Genomic DNA, 18136 nt, shown 5'->3' with positions numbered 1-18136 from the left:
ACCGCTTTTTTACCTCTTCACTTACTGACATGTCAGACCACAGCCAAACCAACCCCGCCCAGAGCGCCCCTGCCCCCGAAGAAGTCGAAGCCGCCATGGCTGCCCACGCCTCCGATGAGCTGGCTCGCCTGCAGGGCGAGCTGGCCGAGCTGAAGGCCAAGAGCGCCGATCTGGCCGACCAGTTCCTGCGTGCCAAGGCCGAGGCAGAGAATGCCCGCCGCCGCGCTGAAGAGGAAGTGTCCAAGGCCCGCAAATTCGGCATCGAGAGTTTTGCCGAGAGCCTGCTGCCCGTGGCCGACAGCCTGGATGCCGCCCTGGCCATCAAGGAAGCCACCCCCCAGCAGCTGCGCGAGGGCGCCGACGCTACGCTGCGCCAGCTGACCTCGGCCCTCGAGCGCAACAAGGTGGTGGCCATCAACCCCGCTGCAGGCGCCAAGTTCGACCCCCACCAGCACCAGGCCATCAGCGTGGTGCCCGCAGAACAAGAAGCCAACACGGTGGTCGCCGTGCTGCAAAAGGGCTATGTGATCGCAGAGCGCGTGCTGCGCCCCGCCCTGGTCACCGTGGCGGCCCCCAAATAAAAGCCGCAAAAAATCGCCCCGGAAGACTTGAACCCCACCAAGTTATCCACAAGTTACTAGCCATCCAAACCATTCAAGCATTCGGAGAAAAATCATGGGAAAAATCATCGGCATTGACCTGGGCACCACCAACAGCTGCGTCTCCATCATGGAGGGCAACACCACCCGCGTGATCGAAAACAGCGAAGGTGCGCGCACCACGCCGTCCATCGTGGCTTACCAGGAAGACGGCGAGATCCTCGTCGGCGCATCCGCCAAGCGCCAGGCCGTGACCAACCCCAAGAACACGCTATTCGCGATCAAGCGCCTGATCGGCCGCAAGTTCACCGAAAAGGAAGTGCAAAAGGACATCGACCTGATGCCCTACTCCATCGTGGCCGCCGACAACGGTGACGCCTGGGTGGAAGTGCGCGGCAAGAAACTGTCGGCCCAGCAAGTGTCGGCCGACATTCTGCGCAAGATGAAGAAGACCGCCGAGGACTACCTGGGCGAGCCCGTGACCGAGGCCGTGATCACCGTGCCCGCGTACTTCAACGACGCACAGCGCCAAGCCACCAAGGACGCTGGCCGCATCGCAGGCCTGGACGTCAAGCGCATCATCAATGAACCCACGGCTGCGGCCCTGGCCTTCGGCCTGGACAAGCAGGAAAAGGGCGACCGCAAGATCGCCGTGTATGACCTGGGTGGCGGCACGTTCGACGTGTCCATCATCGAAATCGCCGACGTGGACGGCGAAAAGCAGTTCGAAGTGCTGTCGACCAACGGCGACACCTTCCTGGGCGGCGAAGACTTCGACCAGCGCATCATTGACTACATCATCAGCGAGTTCAAGAAAGAGCAAGGCGTGGACCTGTCCAAGGACGTCCTGGCCTTGCAACGCCTGAAGGAAGCCGCTGAAAAGGCCAAGATCGAGCTGTCCAACTCGGCCTCTACCGACATCAACCTGCCTTACATCACGGCAGACGCTTCGGGCCCCAAGCACCTGAACATCAAGCTGACCCGCGCCAAGCTGGAAGCCCTGGTGGAAGAGCTGATCGAGCGCACCATCGCCCCGTGCCGCATGGCCATCAAGGACGCTGGCGTGTCCGTGTCCGACATCCATGACGTGATCCTGGTTGGCGGCATGACCCGCATGCCCAAGGTGCAGGAGAAGGTCAAGGAGTTCTTCGGCAAGGACCCCCGCAAGGACGTGAACCCTGACGAAGCCGTGGCCGTGGGCGCCGCCATTCAAGGCCAAGTGCTGTCGGGCGACCGCAAGGACGTGCTGCTGCTGGACGTGACCCCCCTGTCGCTGGGCATCGAAACTCTGGGCGGCGTGATGACCAAGATGATCACGAAGAACACGACCATCCCGACGAAGTTCGCACAGACTTTCTCGACGGCCGACGACAACCAGCCTGCCGTGACCATTAAGGTCTACCAGGGTGAGCGCGAAATGGCTTCGGGCAACAAGCTGCTGGGCGAGTTCAACCTGGAAGGCATTCCACCAGCAGCCCGTGGTGTTCCACAGATCGAAGTGTCGTTCGACATCGACGCCAACGGCATCTTGCACGTGGGCGCCAAGGACAAGGGCACCGGCAAGGAAAACAAGATCACCATCAAGGCCAACTCGGGCCTGTCGGAAGAAGAAATCCAGAAGATGGTGAAGGACGCTGAACTGAACGCCGCCGACGACAAGAAGAAGCTGGAGCTGGTGCAGGCCCGTAACCAGGGTGAAGCGGCCGTACACAGCGTGAACAAGAGCCTCGCCGAGCATGGCGACAAACTCGAAGCCGGCGAAAAGGACGCCATCATCGCCGCTGTGAAGGCCCTGGAAGAAGCCCTGAAGGGTGAAGACAAGGCTGCTATCGACGAAAAGACGACCGCGCTGATGGCCGCCAGCCAGAAGCTGGGCGAGAAGATGTACGCCGAATCGCAGGCAGCGCAAGGCGCCCAGGCGGCCGGTGGTGCAGACGCCGCAGGCGCATCGGCTGGTGCGGCCAACAAGCCCGCCGATGACGATAACGTCGTCGATGCCGAGGTGAAGGAAGTCAAGAAGGGCTGAACGAGCCCCCGTTGACCCGAGCCGCCGCGCATTGCTCTGAGGGGCTGCGCGGCGTTCCTGTTCCAACTGGGTTCTGAATCACTATGTCCAAACGAGACTTTTACGAAATCCTGGGCGTTCCGAAAAACGCCTCGGACGAAGAAATCAAGAAGGCCTATCGCAAGCTGGCGATGAAGCATCACCCTGACCGCAACCAGGGTGATGCCGCCAAGCCTGCCGAAGAGAAATTCAAAGAAGCCAAAGAGGCCTACGAGATGCTCTCCGACCCGCAAAAGCGGGCCGCCTACGACCAGTACGGCCACGCCGGTGTGGACCCCAACATGCGCGGCCCCGGCGGTGCAGGGGCCGAAGGGTTTGGCGGTTTTGCCGAGGCGTTTGGCGACATCTTCGGCGACATGTTCGGCCAGCAAGGCCGTGGCCGGGGCGCCGGCGGACGCCAGGTGTACCGAGGCTCCGACCTCAGCTACGCCATGGAGATCACGCTGGAAGAAGCCGCGCGCGGCAAGGATGCACAGATCCGCATCCCCTCGTGGGACACCTGCGACACCTGCCATGGCAGCGGCGCCAAACCCGGCACCAGCGCGAAGACCTGCGGCACCTGCCAGGGCGCAGGCACGGTGCAGATGCGCCAGGGCTTCTTCAGCGTGCAGCAGACCTGCCCCCACTGCCGCGGCACGGGCAAGATCATTCCTGAGCCCTGCACCACCTGCCACGGCCAGGGCAAGCTCAAGAAGCAAAAGACGCTGGAAGTGAAGATCCCCGCCGGCATCGACGACGGCATGCGCATCCGCAGCACGGGCAACGGCGAACCGGGCACCAACGGCGGCCCACCGGGCGACCTGTACATCGAGATCCGCTTGAAGAAACACGACATCTTCGAGCGCGACGGTGACGACCTGCACTGCCAGGTGCCCGTGAGCTTCATCACGGCCGCTTTAGGTGGCGAGATCGAGGTGCCCACGCTCGCAGGCAAGGCCGCGATTGACATCCCTGAAGGCACCCAGGCCGGCAAGCAGTTTCGCCTGCGCGGCAAAGGTATCAAGGGCGTACGCGCCAGCTACCCCGGCGACCTGTACTGCCACATCGCGGTCGAGACGCCCGTGAAGCTCACCGAGCACCAGCGCAAACTGCTGCGCGAGCTGGAGGACTCCCTCAAGAAGGGCGGCGCGCGCCATTCGCCCAGTGGCGAGAGCTGGACGGACCGCTTGAAGAACTTCTTCAGCTGATCCCTCACGCACGGGTTTCCTCGCCCCAAACCGCCTGCAGCCCCGAGGCTGCAGGCGGTTTTTTCTTGATGCAAGGCAAGAAACTCCGTGGCAATGTCCACGGGCGCGATCCGATCAGTAGGATGGGCACCATCGATGATCAGCCAGGAGCCTGGACACATGAACGTCAACATCACCTTCCTGGGCGGCTCCGGCACTGTCACCGGCTCCAAATACCTGGTGCGCTACAACGGCAAAAGCCTGCTGGTCGATTGCGGTCTGTTCCAGGGCTACAAGCAGCTGCGCCTGCGCAACTGGCAGCCCCTGCCCGTCACGCCGCACCAGATCGACGCCGTGGTGCTGACCCACGCCCACCTGGACCACAGCGGCTACCTGCCCCTGCTGGCGCGCGACGGCTACACCCACGCCATCCACTGCACGCCGGGCACACGCGACCTGTGCACCATCCTGCTGCCCGACAGCGGGCACCTGCAGGAAGAAGACGCCGCCTTCCTCAACCGCCACCAGCTCAGCAGCCACAGTCCCGCCCTGCCCCTGTATACACGGCTGGATGCACTGCACTGCCTCAAGCAGTTCCAGATCCATCCGTTCCACAAAGCCTTCGAGCCCTTGCCCGGCTGGCGCGTGACCTTTTCGCCTGCGGGCCACATCCTGGGGGCGGCCAGCGTGCTGCTGGAGGTGGGAGGCAGGCGCATCCTGTTCTCCGGTGACCTGGGCCGGCCAGACGACTTGCTGATGAACCCACCGGACGCGCCGCCCCAAGCGGACACGGTGCTCATCGAATCCACCTACGGCGACCGCGAGCACCCGCCTGAGGGTCTGCTCGACGAACTGGGCCCCGCCCTGCAGCGGCTGGCTGCGCGCGGGGGCATCGCCGTGGTGCCTGTGTTCGCCGTGGGCCGTGCACAGGTCGTGCTGCACGCCATCGGGTTGCTGAAGGCGCAGGGCGTAGTACCCGCATCGCTCAAGGTGTTCCTGGACAGCCCCATGGCTGTGAGCACCACGGGGCTATTCCAACACCACATGCAGGAACACCGCCTGAGCGGGCGCGAAGTGCAGGCACTGGAACATGGCGCCACCATGGTCCAGACGACGGAACAGTCCAAAGGCCTGGCCCGGCTGCATGGGCCCATGGTCATCCTGTCGGCCAGCGGCATGGCCACCGGGGGCCGCGTACTGCACCACCTGGCGCTGCACGCGGGCGACCACCGCAACATGATCATCCTGACAGGGCACCAGGCGCCGGGCACGCGCGGCGCCCGCCTGGCCGAGGGCGAGAAAAACATCCGCATCCACGGCCAGGACGTGGCTGTTCGGGCCGAAGTGGTCAAGCTGTCTTCTGCATCGGCCCATGCGGACGGAAACCAGCTCATCACCTGGCTGCGCAGCATGGGTCACGCGCCCGACCAGGTGTATGTGGTGCATGGCGAAATGGATGCTGCCGACCGGTTGCGCCAGCGCATTGAGCACGAACTGCGTTGGCGGGCCTCGGTACCCGAACACGGCAGCACCTGCGCGGCCTGAGCCTCGGTGTCGTTCTGCGCTCCAGAAGAGCAGTTCTCGCGCAGAAAGGCATCGCAGTCATCGTGTATCGCGATGACAAACCGTCAATAATGGGGAGAAAATAGGAAACCTTCTCTTTCCGAGAAGTCAAAACCCCATGAAAAGCTCCGAGCGCAGTTTTGCGCGCCGTATTGACCTGACCTCGCTGCAATTGTTTGTGGCGGTGTGCGAGCTCGGCAGCATCGGCCGCGCGGCCGAGCGCGAGTTCATTGCGGCATCGGCCGTCAGCAAGCGCCTGTCGGACCTGGAAACGGCCGTGGACACCGCGCTGCTCTACCGCCACAGCCGGGGCGTGACCCTCACACCCGCTGGCGAGAGCCTGCTGCACCATGCGCGTACCGTGCTGTTCGGCCTGGAGCGCATGCAAGGCGAACTGAGCGAATACGCCGACGGCGTGCGCGGCCATGTGCGCATGCACGCCAACATCTCCGCCATCTTCCAGTTTCTGCCCGAAGACCTGGGCGCCTTTGCGCGCGAGCACAGCCAGATCAAGATCGATCTGCAGGAGCACCTCTCCAGCGACGTGCTGCACGCGGTGCAAGAAGGCGCCGCCGACCTGGGCATTTGCAACGTCGGCATGGCTAACAACGGGGGCGCCCTGGCGCTGCAATCCCGCCCCTACCGCGCTGACAACTTGGTGCTGGTTGTGCCCCGAGCCCATGATTTGTCTGCGCTGGATGCTATCAATTTTGAAGAAGTTCTGGACTGGGACATCGTGGGCCTGCACGCCAACAGCAGCATCAGCCTGGCCATGCGCGCAGCCGCTGCCGCTGCCGGGCGCCCGCTGCGCCAGCGCATCCAGGTCACCGGGCTCGATGCCATGTGCCGCATGATCGACAACGGCCTGGGCGTGGGCCTGCTGCCCGACCGGGCGTTTGCTCTGATGCGCGGCGTGGGCAACCTGCAAGCCATCCCGCTGACCGATGCCTGGGCGCACCGCGAACTGCGCGTGGTGGCCCGCGACTTTGACGCTCTGCCCATCACGGCCCGTTTGCTGGTGGAACACCTGGCACCGCGGCCGGAGCCGCCCTCGGCGCCAACAGCCCCCGACACTAAAATCCAATCCCCCACCTGAAGCCCGAAAGCAGAAAGAAAGCCACGCCATGGGACGCACCCTGTACGACAAGATCTGGGACGAGCATGTTGTCCACACCGAAGAGGACGGCACCTCCATCCTCTACATCGACCGCCATCTGGTGCACGAAGTCACTAGCCCCCAGGCGTTTGAAGGCCTGCGCGAGGCGGGCCGCAAGGTCTGGCGCATGAGCTCCATCGTGGCCACCGCCGACCACAACACGCCCACCACCGGCTGGGAAAACGGCTACGACGGCATCACCGACCCGATCAGCAAGGAACAGATCACCACGCTGAACGACAACATCGCGCAGATCACGCCGGCAGCGTTCTTCCCATTCATGCACAAGCGCCAAGGCATCGTGCACGTGATCGGCCCCGAAAACGGCGCCACCCTGCCCGGCATGACCGTGGTCTGCGGCGACAGCCACACCAGCACACACGGCGCGTTTGGCGCACTGGCGCACGGCATCGGCACCTCCGAAGTCGAGCACGTGATGGCCACCCAGACCCTGCTGGCCAAGAAGGCCAAGAACATGCTGGTGCAGGTGGATGGCACGTTGGCCAAAGGCGTCACGCCCAAGGACGTAGTGCTGGCCATCATCGGCAAGATCGGCACCGCCGGCGGCACGGGCTACACCATTGAATTTGCAGGCTCTGTCTTCCGCGCCATGAGCATGGAAGGCCGCATGACGGTGTGCAACATGGCCATCGAGGCCGGTGCCCGCGCCGGCCTGGTGGCGGTGGACGACAAGACGATTGAATACGTCAAGGGCCGTCCCCTGTCGCCCACGGGCGTGGAGTGGGACCAGGCTGTTGCGTACTGGAAGACGCTGCATTCCGACCCCGACGCGAAGTTCGACACTGTGGTCAAGCTGGACGCGGCGGAGATCGTGCCGCAGGTTACCTGGGGCACCAGCCCCGAGATGGTGCTGGGCGTGGACGCCCGCGTGCCGGACCCTGACAAGGAAAAGGACGCCAACAAACGTGGCGCCATCGAGCGCGCCTTGACCTACATGGGCCTCACGCCGGGCAAGCCGATCAACGACATCACCATCGACAAGGTGTTCATCGGCAGCTGCACCAACAGCCGCATCGAAGACATGCGCGAAGCCGCCGCCGTGGTGAAGAACCTGGGCCGCAAGGTGGCTAGCAATGTGAAGCTGGCCATGGTGGTGCCCGGCTCGGGCCTGGTCAAGGAGCAGGCCGAGCGCGAAGGCCTGGACCAGATCTTCAAGGCCGCAGGCTTTGAATGGCGCGAACCTGGCTGCAGCATGTGCCTGGCCATGAACGCCGACCGGCTGGAGCCTGGCGAGCGCTGCGCATCCACCAGCAACCGCAACTTTGAAGGCCGCCAGGGCGCTGGGGGCCGCACCCATCTCGTGAGCCCCGCCATGGCCGCTGCGGCTGCCGTGCACGGACATTTCGTAGACATCCGCCAATTTGCCTGAAGGAGCTTTGCCATGAAAACCACCGCTACCCTCATCGCTTTGACCCTCACGTTCCTGCTGGCCGGTTGCAATACCGTCAAGGGTGTGGGCCAGGACATCGGCAAGGCCGGATCGGCCATCGAGCGCGCAGCCAAATAAGGCCCCCTGACATGCAGAAATTCACCCTCCACAAAGGCCTCGTGGCTCCCATGGACCGCGAGAACGTCGATACCGACGCCATCATCCCCAAGCAATTCCTCAAGTCGATCAAGAAGACGGGCTTTGGCCCCAACCTGTTTGACGAATGGCGCTACCTGGACAAGGGCGAGCCGGGCATCCCCGAAAGCCAGCGCAAGCCCAACCCCGACTTTGTGCTGAACCAGCCACGTTACAAAGGCGCCAGCATCCTGATCGCGCGCAAGAACTTTGGCTGCGGCTCCAGCCGCGAACACGCGCCCTGGGCGCTGGACCAGTTCGGCTTTCGCGCCGTGATCGCGCCCAGCTTTGCCGATATCTTCTTCAACAACTGCTTCAAAAACGGCCTGCTGCCCATCGTGCTGCCTGAGGCCACCGTCGCCCAGCTGTTCGACGAAGTGGCGGCCTTCCCCGGCTACCAGCTCACCATCGACCTGGAGCGCCAGGTCATCGTGCGCCCCCAGGGCGAGGAGATCCCGTTCGAGGTGCAGGCCTTCCGCAAGTACTGCCTGCTCAACGGTTTTGACGACATCGGCCTGACCCTGCGCCAGTCGGACAAGATCAAGGCCTTTGAAGCCCAGCGCCTGGCTACCAAGCCCTGGCTGGCACACACCATGGTGTCATAACCTAAATATTCAGCCCAATTGGCCGCAAGCGTTACATCCATATGCGCTGACAGCTATCAAAAACAAAGCAAAACCAATGAAAATCGCAGTTCTGCCGGGTGACGGCATCGGTACCGAAATCGTGGCCGAGGCCGTCAAGGTCCTCAACGCACTCGACCTGAAGTTCGAGATGGAATCGGCCCTTGTCGGCGGTGCCGCCTACGAGGCCCACGGCCACCCGCTGCCCGAATCCACCCTCCAACTCGCCAAGGAAGCCGACGCCATCCTGTTCGGCGCCGTGGGTGACTGGAAATACGACAAGCTCGACCGCCCCCTGCGCCCCGAGCAAGCCATCCTGGGCCTGCGCAAGAACCTGGGCCTGTTCGCCAACTTCCGCCCCGCGATTTGCTACGAGCAACTGGTGGGCGCCTCGAGCCTCAAGCCCGAGTTGATCGCAGGCCTGGACATCCTCATCATCCGCGAGCTGACGGGCGACATCTACTTCGGTCAACCCCGTGGCCGCCGCACGGCAGTGGATGGGCACTTCCCCGGTGCAGAGGAAGCCTTTGACACCATGCGCTACTCGCGCCCCGAGATCGAACGCATCGCCCATGTCGCCTTCCAGGCCGCCCGCAAGCGCAACAAAAAGGTCACCAGCGTGGACAAGGCCAACGTGCTCGAAACCTTCCAGTTCTGGAAAGACGTGATGACTGAAGTGGGCCAGCAGTATCCCGACGTGGAACTGCAGCACATGTACGTGGACAACGCGGCCATGCAACTGGTCAAGGCCCCCAAGGCGTTTGACGTGGTGGTGACCGGCAACATGTTCGGTGACATCTTGAGCGACGAAGCCTCCATGCTCACCGGCTCCATCGGCATGCTGCCCTCGGCCAGCCTGAACAGCAGCAACCAGGGCCTGTACGAGCCCAGCCACGGCAGCGCCCCCGACATCGCCGGCAAGGGCGTCGCCAACCCGCTGGCCACCATCCTCTCCGCCGCGATGATGCTGCGCTTCAGCCTGAACCAGGAAGCCGCCGCCCAGCGCATCGAAGCGGCCGTGCAAAAAGTGCTGGCCCAAGGCCTGCGCACGCCCGACATCTACAGCGAAGGCACGACCAAGGTCGGCACAGCACAGATGGGCGACGCCGTGGTGAAGGCACTGCAAGCGTAAACCGCGACAGCCACGCAAGCTGCTCGTAGCGAGCGGCAAGCGGCATCCATCCAAGGCGACCCTCAGTGGTCGCCTTTTTCATGGGCAGGCACCGGCTCGCAGATGCACCCAGCCCTTTGAGGGGGAATTGCACAGCAGTTAATGGCGCTCGCGCAACGCCGCAAGCTCCGTGCAAGCCGCGATCCATTACAATCACGCCCATGTTTGCCGCCCGCCCGTTCGCCCTGAACACCGCTACTGCCGCCCTGGCAGGCGTGGCTGTGCGCGCAATCACCACCAAAACCACGACCATTATTAAGGGCTGATCCAGCTCCGGTACCGTCGTGCGCCCTCTCCCGGCCAGACGAGCCGGGGCAAACAGTCTGGTCTGGCACTGTTTCTTAATCTGAAAGGGGCGTTGAAATGAGCAAGTTGGTAGGTTTGGTCGGCTGGCGCGGCATGGTCGGCTCAGTGTTGATGGACCGCATGGTCGAAGAAAAAGACTTCGACCTGATTGAGCCATTGTTCTTCTCCACCTCCAACGCCGGCGGCAAGGCCCCTGTGCAGGCCAAGAACGAAACCACCCTGCAAGACGCCTTCAACATCGACGCCCTGAAGCGCTGCGACATCATCATCACCGCACAAGGCGGCGACTACACCACCGAAGTCTTCCCCAAGCTGCGCGCTGCGGGCTGGAACGGCCACTGGATCGACGCCGCCTCCACCCTGCGCATGGAAAAGGACGCGGTCATCATCCTCGACCCCGTGAACATGCCCGTCATCAAGGACGCGCTGGCCAACGGTGGCAAGAACTGGGTGGGCGGCAACTGTACCGTGAGCTGCATGCTGATGGGCGTGGGCGCACTTTACAAGGCGGGTCTGGTCGAGTGGATGAGTACCCAGACCTACCAGGCTGCGTCCGGCGGCGGCGCGCAGCACATGCGCGAACTGCTCACGCAATACGGCACGCTCAACGCCGAGGTGAAGGCCCTGCTCGACGACCCCAAGAGCGCCATCCTGGAAATCGATCGCAAGGTCATTGCCAAGCAGCGCGCCCTGACCGGCGCCGAAACCGCCAACTTCGGCGTGCCCCTGGGCGGCTCGCTGATCCCCTGGATCGACAAGGACCTGGGCAACGGCCAGTCCAAGGAAGAATGGAAGGGCATGGCCGAGACCAACAAGATTTTGGGTCTGGGCGAGGGTTTTGGCTCTGCCGCCATCCCGGTCGACGGCTTCTGCGTGCGCGTGGGTGCCATGCGTTGCCACAGCCAGGCGCTGACCTTCAAGCTCAAGAAGGATGTGCCCGTGGCCGACCTCGAAGCCATGATCGCTGCCGACAACGAGTGGGTAAAGGTGGTGCCCAATACCCGCGAAGCCACCATCAAGGACCTGACGCCCGTGGCCGTGACCGGTACCATGACCATCCCCGTGGGCCGCATCCGCAAGCTGGCCATGGGCCCTGAATACGTGGGCGCCTTCACCATTGGCGACCAATTGCTGTGGGGCGCTGCCGAGCCTCTGCGCCGCATGCTGCGTATCTTGCTCAACGCCTGATAACCCCTGCAAAAAGCGCGCGCAACACCCATTGCGCGCGCTTTTTTGTGCCTGGACCATCGACACACTCGGTTACGCGGCGTTGGCAATTGGCAACAACTGCACGCCCCAATTTGGGGCGCCGGGACCCCTCTCAAAGCTTCGGAGCCACCTCAGCTTGTCAGTGCAAAACATTGATGCTATGGTGCTTTTTACATATTTTCACGCGCCGGGGCGGGATCAGACCATGACAAAAAAAGCACCGCTCGTCCGAGCCGCACAAAATCTTCATCAGTTGTTGGCAAGCATGCATCGTTGGAAATTTTCTGTCCTGGCGGCCGCGGCCGTGGCTTGCGCTGGCTTCTACACCAGCGACGCGTCTGCGCTGGCACTGGGCCGCATCACCGTGCAGTCTGCCCTGGGAGAACCCCTGCGCGCTGAAATCGACCTGCCACAGATCACCCCCGCAGAAGCCGACTCGCTGCGTGCCAAAACGGCTGCCCCCGAAGTCTTCCGTGCCCAAGGCATGGAATACACGCAGACCATGAACAACCTGCAGATCCAGCTGCAGCGCCGCGCCGACGGCACCGCCGTGTTGCGCTTGTCCAGCGACCGGCCCGTGAATGAACCCTTCCTGGACTTGGTGCTGGATGCCAACTGGGGATCGGGCCGCATCGTTCGCAGCTACACCATGCTGTTCGATCCGCCCAGCATGCGCCGCGCAGCGCCTGCGGTCACAGCAGCACCTCAGATTTCTGCACCTGCTGCACCCCAAGTGCCAGCAACCCGCCCAGCAGCAACGGCCCGCGCCAGCGAGCCTACGGCTGCTCAGGCCGCGCCGCGCGCGACAGCCCCCCGCCCCGTACCGGCAGACGGTGTGACGGTGCAGGCAGGCGACACCGCAGGCCGCCTTGCCAACGCGTACAAGCCTGCCGGCGTGTCGCTCGACCAGATGCTGGTCGCCATGATGCGCGCCAACCCCGATGCATTCATCCAGGGCAACGTCAACCGCCTGAGGGCTGGCGCCGTGCTGCAGATGCCTGACCAGGCCGCAGCACAATCCACCCCAGCCCCCGAAGCACGACAGATTCTGGCGGCCCAGGCCCGGGACTTCAATGATTTCCGCCGTAAGTTGGCGGGTGCAGCCCCGTCGACTGAAGTGGCAGCAGCCCAGCGCTCTGCCTCTGGCAGCGTCCAGACGCGCGTCGAAGACAAAAAGCCCGCGACGGCGGCACCTGACAAGCTCACTCTGTCCAAAGGCTCCGTCAAGGGCCAAAAGGCAGCCGAAGAGCAAGTCGCCAAGGACAAGCAGGCCAGCGAAGCCGCCACGCGGATGGCGGAGTTGTCCAAGAACATTACCGATCTGAACAAGCTGAGCGCTGCGTCCGCAGCTGCCGGCAGCAGTGCCGCGCCGGCCGCCGCAGGTGCCGCCAGCGCGCCAGCAGGGGTGGCAGTGCAGACCCCAGCCGTGCCGGCCACACCGACCGCGCCCGCTGCACCTGCAGCCCCCGCTTCTGCCCCCGAGGCAGCAGCCAGCACGCCGGCAGACACCGCAGTGGCAGCAGAAGCGGCTGCCTCGGCTCCCGCCGCAGAGGCATCCGCCCCCGCACCTGCACCCAAGCCAGCGCCTACTCCCAAGCCTGCCCCCGCGCCGGTGGAAGAGCCTGGCTTCTTGTCCACCCTCATGGACGACCCGCTGCTGCCCATCGGCGGCGGCATCCTGGTCGCGGGTCTGCTCGGGTTTGGCGCCTACCGGCTGGTCCAGCGCCGTCGCCAGAACGGCGGGGTGGACAGCTCCTTCCTCGAAAGCCGCATTCAGCCCGACTCGTTCTTTGGCGCCAGCGGCGGCCAGCGCGTAGACACCGCCAACAGCGACATGACCACGGGCTCGTCCATGGCCTACTCTCCCAGCCAGCTGGATGCCGGCGGTGACGTAGACCCTGTGGCAGAAGCCGATGTGTATCTGGCCTACGGCCGCGATCTCCAGGCCGAAGAAATCCTGAAAGAGGCCGTGCGCCACAACCCCGGCCGCGTCTCGGTGCACGTCAAACTGGGCGAAATCTACGCCAAGCGCCAGGACCGCAAAGCCCTGGAGGCTGTCGCGGGTGAAGTGTTCAAGCTGACCCAAGGCGAAGGGCCCGACTGGAACCGGATTGCTGAACTCGGGCGTGACCTGGAACCCGAAAACCGCCTGTACCAACCCGGCGGCCGCCCCGGCATGGCCGAAGATGAATCGCCCTCGGTGCCACCGGGCGGCTTCCCCAGCACCTTCACGGGCGCAGGCAGCCCTGCTGCTGCCTTGCCACCGGACCTGGACCTCGATCTGGATCTGGACCTGCCCGATGACGCGCTGACGGATGCGCCGCCAGCAGCAGCCGGTGGGTTTGCAGCGGCCGCTGCGGCGGCGACTGCAGCCAACAGCCGCAGCGAAGCCAGCGAACCACAAACGCTGCGCCCCGAACTGGACTTGCCCAGCATCCCCGAAGAACCTAGCGCCTCGTGGAACAGCCAGGAAACCGCACCCAGCCCCATGATGGCGCCCCCGCCCGTTGCCAATCTGGACTTCCCCAGCGGTGACGACCTGAGCATGGCTCCGTCGGGCCCCATGCCTCTGAGCGGCGAGCCCCAGGATTCTGGCCCGATGGAGTTTGACCTGGGCGACCTGTCTCTGGACCTGAACGCCCCCTCCAAGCCCATGGCAGCGCCTGCCGCCAAGGCACCTGCTGCCGCAGCGCCAGAATTTGCCGACGACGGATCGGCCGCAGCGCAAGACGCCCCTCTGGCCACCAAGCTGGCACTGGCCGAGGAGTTCAACGCCATTGGTGACACGGATGGTGCACGCACGCTGATTGAAGAAGTGGTGGCAGAGTCCAGCGGTGCCCTCAAGACCCGTGCGCAGCGCATGCTGGCCGAACTGGGCTAATGCCGGTCGGCCCATCCGCTGATCTAGCACCCAGCACTTCCCCAGGCCACCCCATGACCCGGGTGGCGCTGGGCGTCAGCTACAACGGTCAGACCTACAACGGCTGGCAAAGCCAGCTTTCTGGCAACACCGTGCAGGACAAACTCGAAGCGGCCCTGGGCCGCTTTGCTACGCATCCGGTCAGCACGCTCTGCGCAGGCCGCACGGATGCCGGTGTGCACGGGTTGATGCAGGTGGTGCACTTTGATACCCCCCTCAACCGCCCTGCTGCGTCTTGGGTGCGGGGCACCAACACCTTCCTGCCGCCTGACATTGCGGTGCAATGGGCACAGGCAGTGCCTGAGCAATTTCACGCACGCGCCAGTGCGGTGGCACGGCGGTATGCCTACGTGTTGCTGCAGTCTCCGGTGCGGCCCAGCGTAGATGCCGGTCGGGTGGGCTGGGTGTTTCACCCGCTGGACCATGGCGCCATGCGGCAGGCAGCCGACTACCTGATCGGCGAACATGACTTCACCTCGTTCCGCGCGTCCGCCTGCCAGGCCAAGACCCCCGTCAAAACCTTGCATCGCATCGACATCGTGCGACGGGGCGCGAGTGCGCCGCACCCAGAGCTGGGCTGGAGCCCCTGTTACTGGCGTTTTGAATTTGAAGCCAACGCCTTCTTGCACCACATGATCCGCAACATCATGGGCTGCCTGATCGCCATCGGCCAGGGCACGCAGCCTCCCGAATGGATGGCCGAGGTGCTGGCAGCCCGATCCCGCAAGGTGGCTGCGCCGACGTTTTCGCCAGACGGGCTGTACTTTCAAGGGCCCGTCTACGACGCAGCCTGGGGCCTGCCCCAGCGCACGGCTGCGTATGATTGGCTTCCATGAACCAGGCCACCCCACTGACCACAACGGCTCTAGCCGCCAGTCAACGCCTCCACACCCCTTTCCAGGCGTCTGCCAACGTACGCACCCGCATCAAGATCTGTGGGTTGACCCGCGAGGAAGACGTGGATGCAGCCGTGGCTGCGGGCGCCGATGCGGTGGGCTTTGTGCTCTACGCCCCCAGCCCACGGGCGGTCACCCCTCAGCGGGCCGCGCAGTTGGCCCGGCGCCTGCCGCCGTTTGTCACACCCGTGCTGCTGTTCGTGAACGAATCCACTCCTAATGTGATAGCAGCCAGCACAATGATTGCTGGCGCTACAGTGCAATTTCATGGTGATGAAACGCCGCAGGACTGCCTGGCCGCCACCCACCACGGGGCACACCCCTACCTGCGAGCCGCCCGAATTCCCCTTGGCGATGGAGCGGCGCAGTTTGACCTCGTAAAATACGCCCACGATTACTCCCACGCCCAAGCCATCCTGCTCGACGCCCACGTCGACGGGTTTGGCGGCGGCGGCAAGGCATTCAATTGGTCACTCCTTCCACCAAGCGTCAGCTCTCACCTCGTTTTGTCTGGTGGACTCACGCCTGCAAACGTGACCGATGGCATTTTGCAAGTCCGCCCGCGGGGTCTCTCGCTGGCGGTTGATGTCAGCTCCGGCGTTGAAGCCGATGGCCCCGATGGCAAACCCATCAAGGGCATCAAGGACGCCGTGAAGATCCAACGCTTCGTTGCCGCCGTGCGTGCGGCCGATGCACAACTTGCAAAGAACCCCCATGAATTCCTATCAGCAACCTGATGCCTCCGGCCATTTCGGCCCCTACGGCGGCAGCTTCGTCAGCGAAACCCTGACCCACGCCATCCAGGAACTGCGCGAGGCCTACGCGCGCTACCAGAACGACCCGGAGTTTCTGGCCGAATTCCAGTACGAACTCAAGCACTTCGTTGGCCGCCCGTCTCCCATCTACCATGCGGCGCGCACCAGCCGCGAAATGGGCGGCGCGCAGATCTACCTCAAGCGCGAAGACCTGAACCACACCGGCGCGCACAAGATCAACAACGTGATCGGCCAGGCCATGCTGGCCAAGCGCATGGGCAAGCCCCGTGTGATTGCAGAAACCGGCGCGGGCCAGCACGGCGTGGCCACGGCCACCATCTGCGCCCGCTACGGCCTGGAATGCGTGGTGTACATGGGCGCCGAAGACGTGAAGCGCCAGAGCCCCAACGTGTACCGCATGAAGCTCCTGGGCGCCACGGTGGTGCCCGTGGAGTCCGGCAGCAAGACTCTGAAAGACGCACTGAACGACGCCATGCGCGACTGGGTAGCGAATGTGGACAACACCTTCTACATCATCGGCACCGTGGCGGGCCCACACCCCTACCCCATGATGGTGCGCGACTTCCAGAGCGTGATCGGCAAGGAATGCATTGAGCAAATGCCTGCTATGCTGACCGAGCAAAAGGTGCTGGGCCAGCAACCCGATGCCGTCATCGCCTGCGTGGGCGGCGGCAGCAATGCCATGGGTATCTTCCACCCCTATATCCCGTTCGAGAAAACGCGCCTGATTGGCGTGGAAGCTGCGGGTGAAGGCCTGGAGTCGGGCAAGCACTCCGCATCGCTGCAAAAAGGCAGCGCGGGCGTGCTGCACGGCAACCGCACCTTCATCTTGCAGGATGACAACGGCCAGATCACCGAAACCCACAGCATCAGCGCGGGCCTGGACTACCCCGGCGTAGGCCCCGAGCACGCCTGGTTGCAGGAGATCGGCCGCGCGGAGTACGTCGGCATCACCGACCAGGAAGCGCTGGACGCCTTCCACTACCTGTGCCGCACCGAGGGCATCATCCCTGCGCTCGAATCCAGCCACGCCGTGGCCTATGCCATGAAGCTGGCCAAAACCATGCGCCCAGACCAGTCGATCCTGGTCAACCTCTCGGGCCGGGGCGATAAGGACATCGGCACGGTGGCCGACCTGAGCGGCGCCGACTTTTACTGCCGACCCAGCTGCCAGGGGCAGTCCGTCAAGGGCGGCGAGCAACCCATCAAGGTGGTGAAATAAATGAGCCGTATCGCATCCACCTTTTCTGCCCTGCAAGCCCAGGGCCGCAAGGCGCTGATTCCTTATGTGACCGCCGGTTTCCCGTTTGCCGACATCACCCCCGCGCTCATGCACGGCATGGTCGAGGCCGGTGCCGACGTGATCGAGCTGGGCGTGCCCTTTTCCGACCCCATGGCCGACGGCCCGGTGATCCAGAAGGCGGGTGAAAAAGCCCTCAGCCTGGGCATTGGCATGGTGCAGGTGCTCGACCATGTGCGTGAGTTCCGCAAGCGCAACAGCACCACGCCAGTGGTGTTGATGGGCTATGCCAACCCTGTGGAACGCTACGACCAGAAGCACGGTGATGGCGCGTTTGTGCGCGACTCTGCCGCTGCGGGCGTGGACGGCGTGCTCATCGTGGACTACCCGCCCGAAGAATGCGAAGCCTTTGCCGCCAGCCTGCGCGCGCACGGCATGGACCTGATCTTCCTGCTGGCCCCCACCAGCACGAATGAGCGCATGGCCCAGGTGGCGCGTGTGGCCAGCGGCTATGTGTATTACGTATCGCTCAAGGGCGTGACCGGCTCAGGCGCGCTGGACACGGCGGCCGTGGAGCAGATGCTGCCCCGTATTCGCCAGCACGTGACCATCCCGGTGGGTGTGGGCTTCGGCATCCGCGACGCCGCCACCGCCCAGGCCATCGGCAAGGTGGCCGATGCCGTGGTCATCGGCAGCCGCATCATCCAGTTGATTGAAGACCAGGAGCACGCCAAGGTGGTGCCCCTGACCATCGACTTCCTGCGCGGCATCCGCAAGGCCCTGGACGCCTAGTCGCATAATGCAGCCCGGCGCATCCTGCGGGGTGCGCCGACAGATTCACACCCGGCCTGCCCCGCAAAC

15 protein-coding genes are annotated in these 18136 nt (G+C 64.2%); all 15 read left to right on the top strand.

What is annotated here, in order from left to right; all coding sequences use genetic code 11:
• Positions 1-29 precede the first annotated feature (29 nt).
• The 15 genes from grpE to trpA all read left to right on the top strand — a co-directional run bounded on the left by grpE (position 30) and on the right by trpA (position 18067).
• Entirely contained in the window at positions 30-581 is a 552-nt protein-coding gene (gene grpE / locus C380_RS07415; protein ID WP_015013244.1) for a nucleotide exchange factor GrpE, read from the top strand.
• A gap of 94 nt (positions 582-675) precedes the next feature.
• Positions 676-2625, top strand: coding sequence for a molecular chaperone DnaK (gene dnaK / locus C380_RS07410; protein ID WP_015013243.1), 1950 nt, complete (start codon positions 676-678; stop codon positions 2623-2625).
• 83 nt (positions 2626-2708) lie between these two features.
• Complete coding sequence (gene dnaJ / locus C380_RS07405) at positions 2709-3851, top strand: molecular chaperone DnaJ (protein ID WP_015013242.1); 1143 nt, start codon at positions 2709-2711, stop codon at positions 3849-3851.
• A gap of 159 nt (positions 3852-4010) precedes the next feature.
• Positions 4011-5375: an MBL fold metallo-hydrolase gene (locus C380_RS07400; RefSeq protein ID WP_015013241.1), complete on the top strand. Its 1365-nt coding sequence runs from the start codon at positions 4011-4013 to the stop codon at positions 5373-5375.
• A gap of 136 nt (positions 5376-5511) precedes the next feature.
• Positions 5512-6489: a LysR family transcriptional regulator gene (locus C380_RS07395; protein WP_015013240.1), complete on the top strand. Its 978-nt coding sequence runs from the start codon at positions 5512-5514 to the stop codon at positions 6487-6489.
• A gap of 28 nt (positions 6490-6517) precedes the next feature.
• Positions 6518-7939, top strand: coding sequence for a 3-isopropylmalate dehydratase large subunit (gene leuC / locus C380_RS07390; protein WP_015013239.1), 1422 nt, complete (start codon positions 6518-6520; stop codon positions 7937-7939).
• Between the two features lie 12 nt (positions 7940-7951).
• Positions 7952-8077 (top strand): entericidin A/B family lipoprotein, encoded by a 126-nt coding sequence (locus C380_RS07385; protein ID WP_015013238.1) that lies wholly within the window; start codon positions 7952-7954, stop codon positions 8075-8077.
• 11 nt (positions 8078-8088) lie between these two features.
• Complete coding sequence (gene leuD / locus C380_RS07380; RefSeq protein WP_015013237.1) at positions 8089-8739, top strand: 3-isopropylmalate dehydratase small subunit; 651 nt, start codon at positions 8089-8091, stop codon at positions 8737-8739.
• Between the two features lie 76 nt (positions 8740-8815).
• Positions 8816-9889 (top strand): 3-isopropylmalate dehydrogenase, encoded by a 1074-nt coding sequence (leuB, locus tag C380_RS07375; protein ID WP_015013236.1) that lies wholly within the window; start codon positions 8816-8818, stop codon positions 9887-9889.
• A gap of 402 nt (positions 9890-10291) precedes the next feature.
• The gene (gene asd, locus C380_RS07370; RefSeq protein ID WP_015013235.1) at positions 10292-11422 is read left to right on the top strand and encodes an aspartate-semialdehyde dehydrogenase; all 1131 of its coding nucleotides are present in this window, start codon (positions 10292-10294) and stop codon (positions 11420-11422) included.
• A gap of 286 nt (positions 11423-11708) precedes the next feature.
• On the top strand, positions 11709-14324 hold the full coding sequence (locus C380_RS07365) for a FimV/HubP family polar landmark protein (RefSeq protein ID WP_043565244.1): 2616 nt from the start codon (positions 11709-11711) through the stop codon (positions 14322-14324).
• 53 nt (positions 14325-14377) lie between these two features.
• Complete coding sequence (gene truA, locus C380_RS07360; RefSeq protein WP_015013233.1) at positions 14378-15199, top strand: tRNA pseudouridine(38-40) synthase TruA; 822 nt, start codon at positions 14378-14380, stop codon at positions 15197-15199.
• Complete coding sequence (locus tag C380_RS07355; RefSeq protein ID WP_015013232.1) at positions 15196-15996, top strand: phosphoribosylanthranilate isomerase; 801 nt, start codon at positions 15196-15198, stop codon at positions 15994-15996. The genes truA and C380_RS07355 overlap by 4 nt, the downstream gene beginning before the upstream one ends.
• Entirely contained in the window at positions 15974-17257 is a 1284-nt protein-coding gene (gene trpB / locus C380_RS07350) for a tryptophan synthase subunit beta (RefSeq protein WP_015013231.1), read from the top strand. The genes C380_RS07355 and trpB overlap by 23 nt, the downstream gene beginning before the upstream one ends.
• On the top strand, positions 17258-18067 hold the full coding sequence (gene trpA / locus C380_RS07345; RefSeq protein ID WP_015013230.1) for a tryptophan synthase subunit alpha: 810 nt from the start codon (positions 17258-17260) through the stop codon (positions 18065-18067).
• The last annotated feature ends 69 nt before the right edge of the window (positions 18068-18136 follow it).

The organism is Acidovorax sp. KKS102, assembly GCF_000302535.1.
Classification (GTDB): Bacteria; Pseudomonadota; Gammaproteobacteria; order Burkholderiales; family Burkholderiaceae_C; genus Acidovorax.
This window is presented reverse-complemented; position numbering and strand designations above follow the sequence as displayed.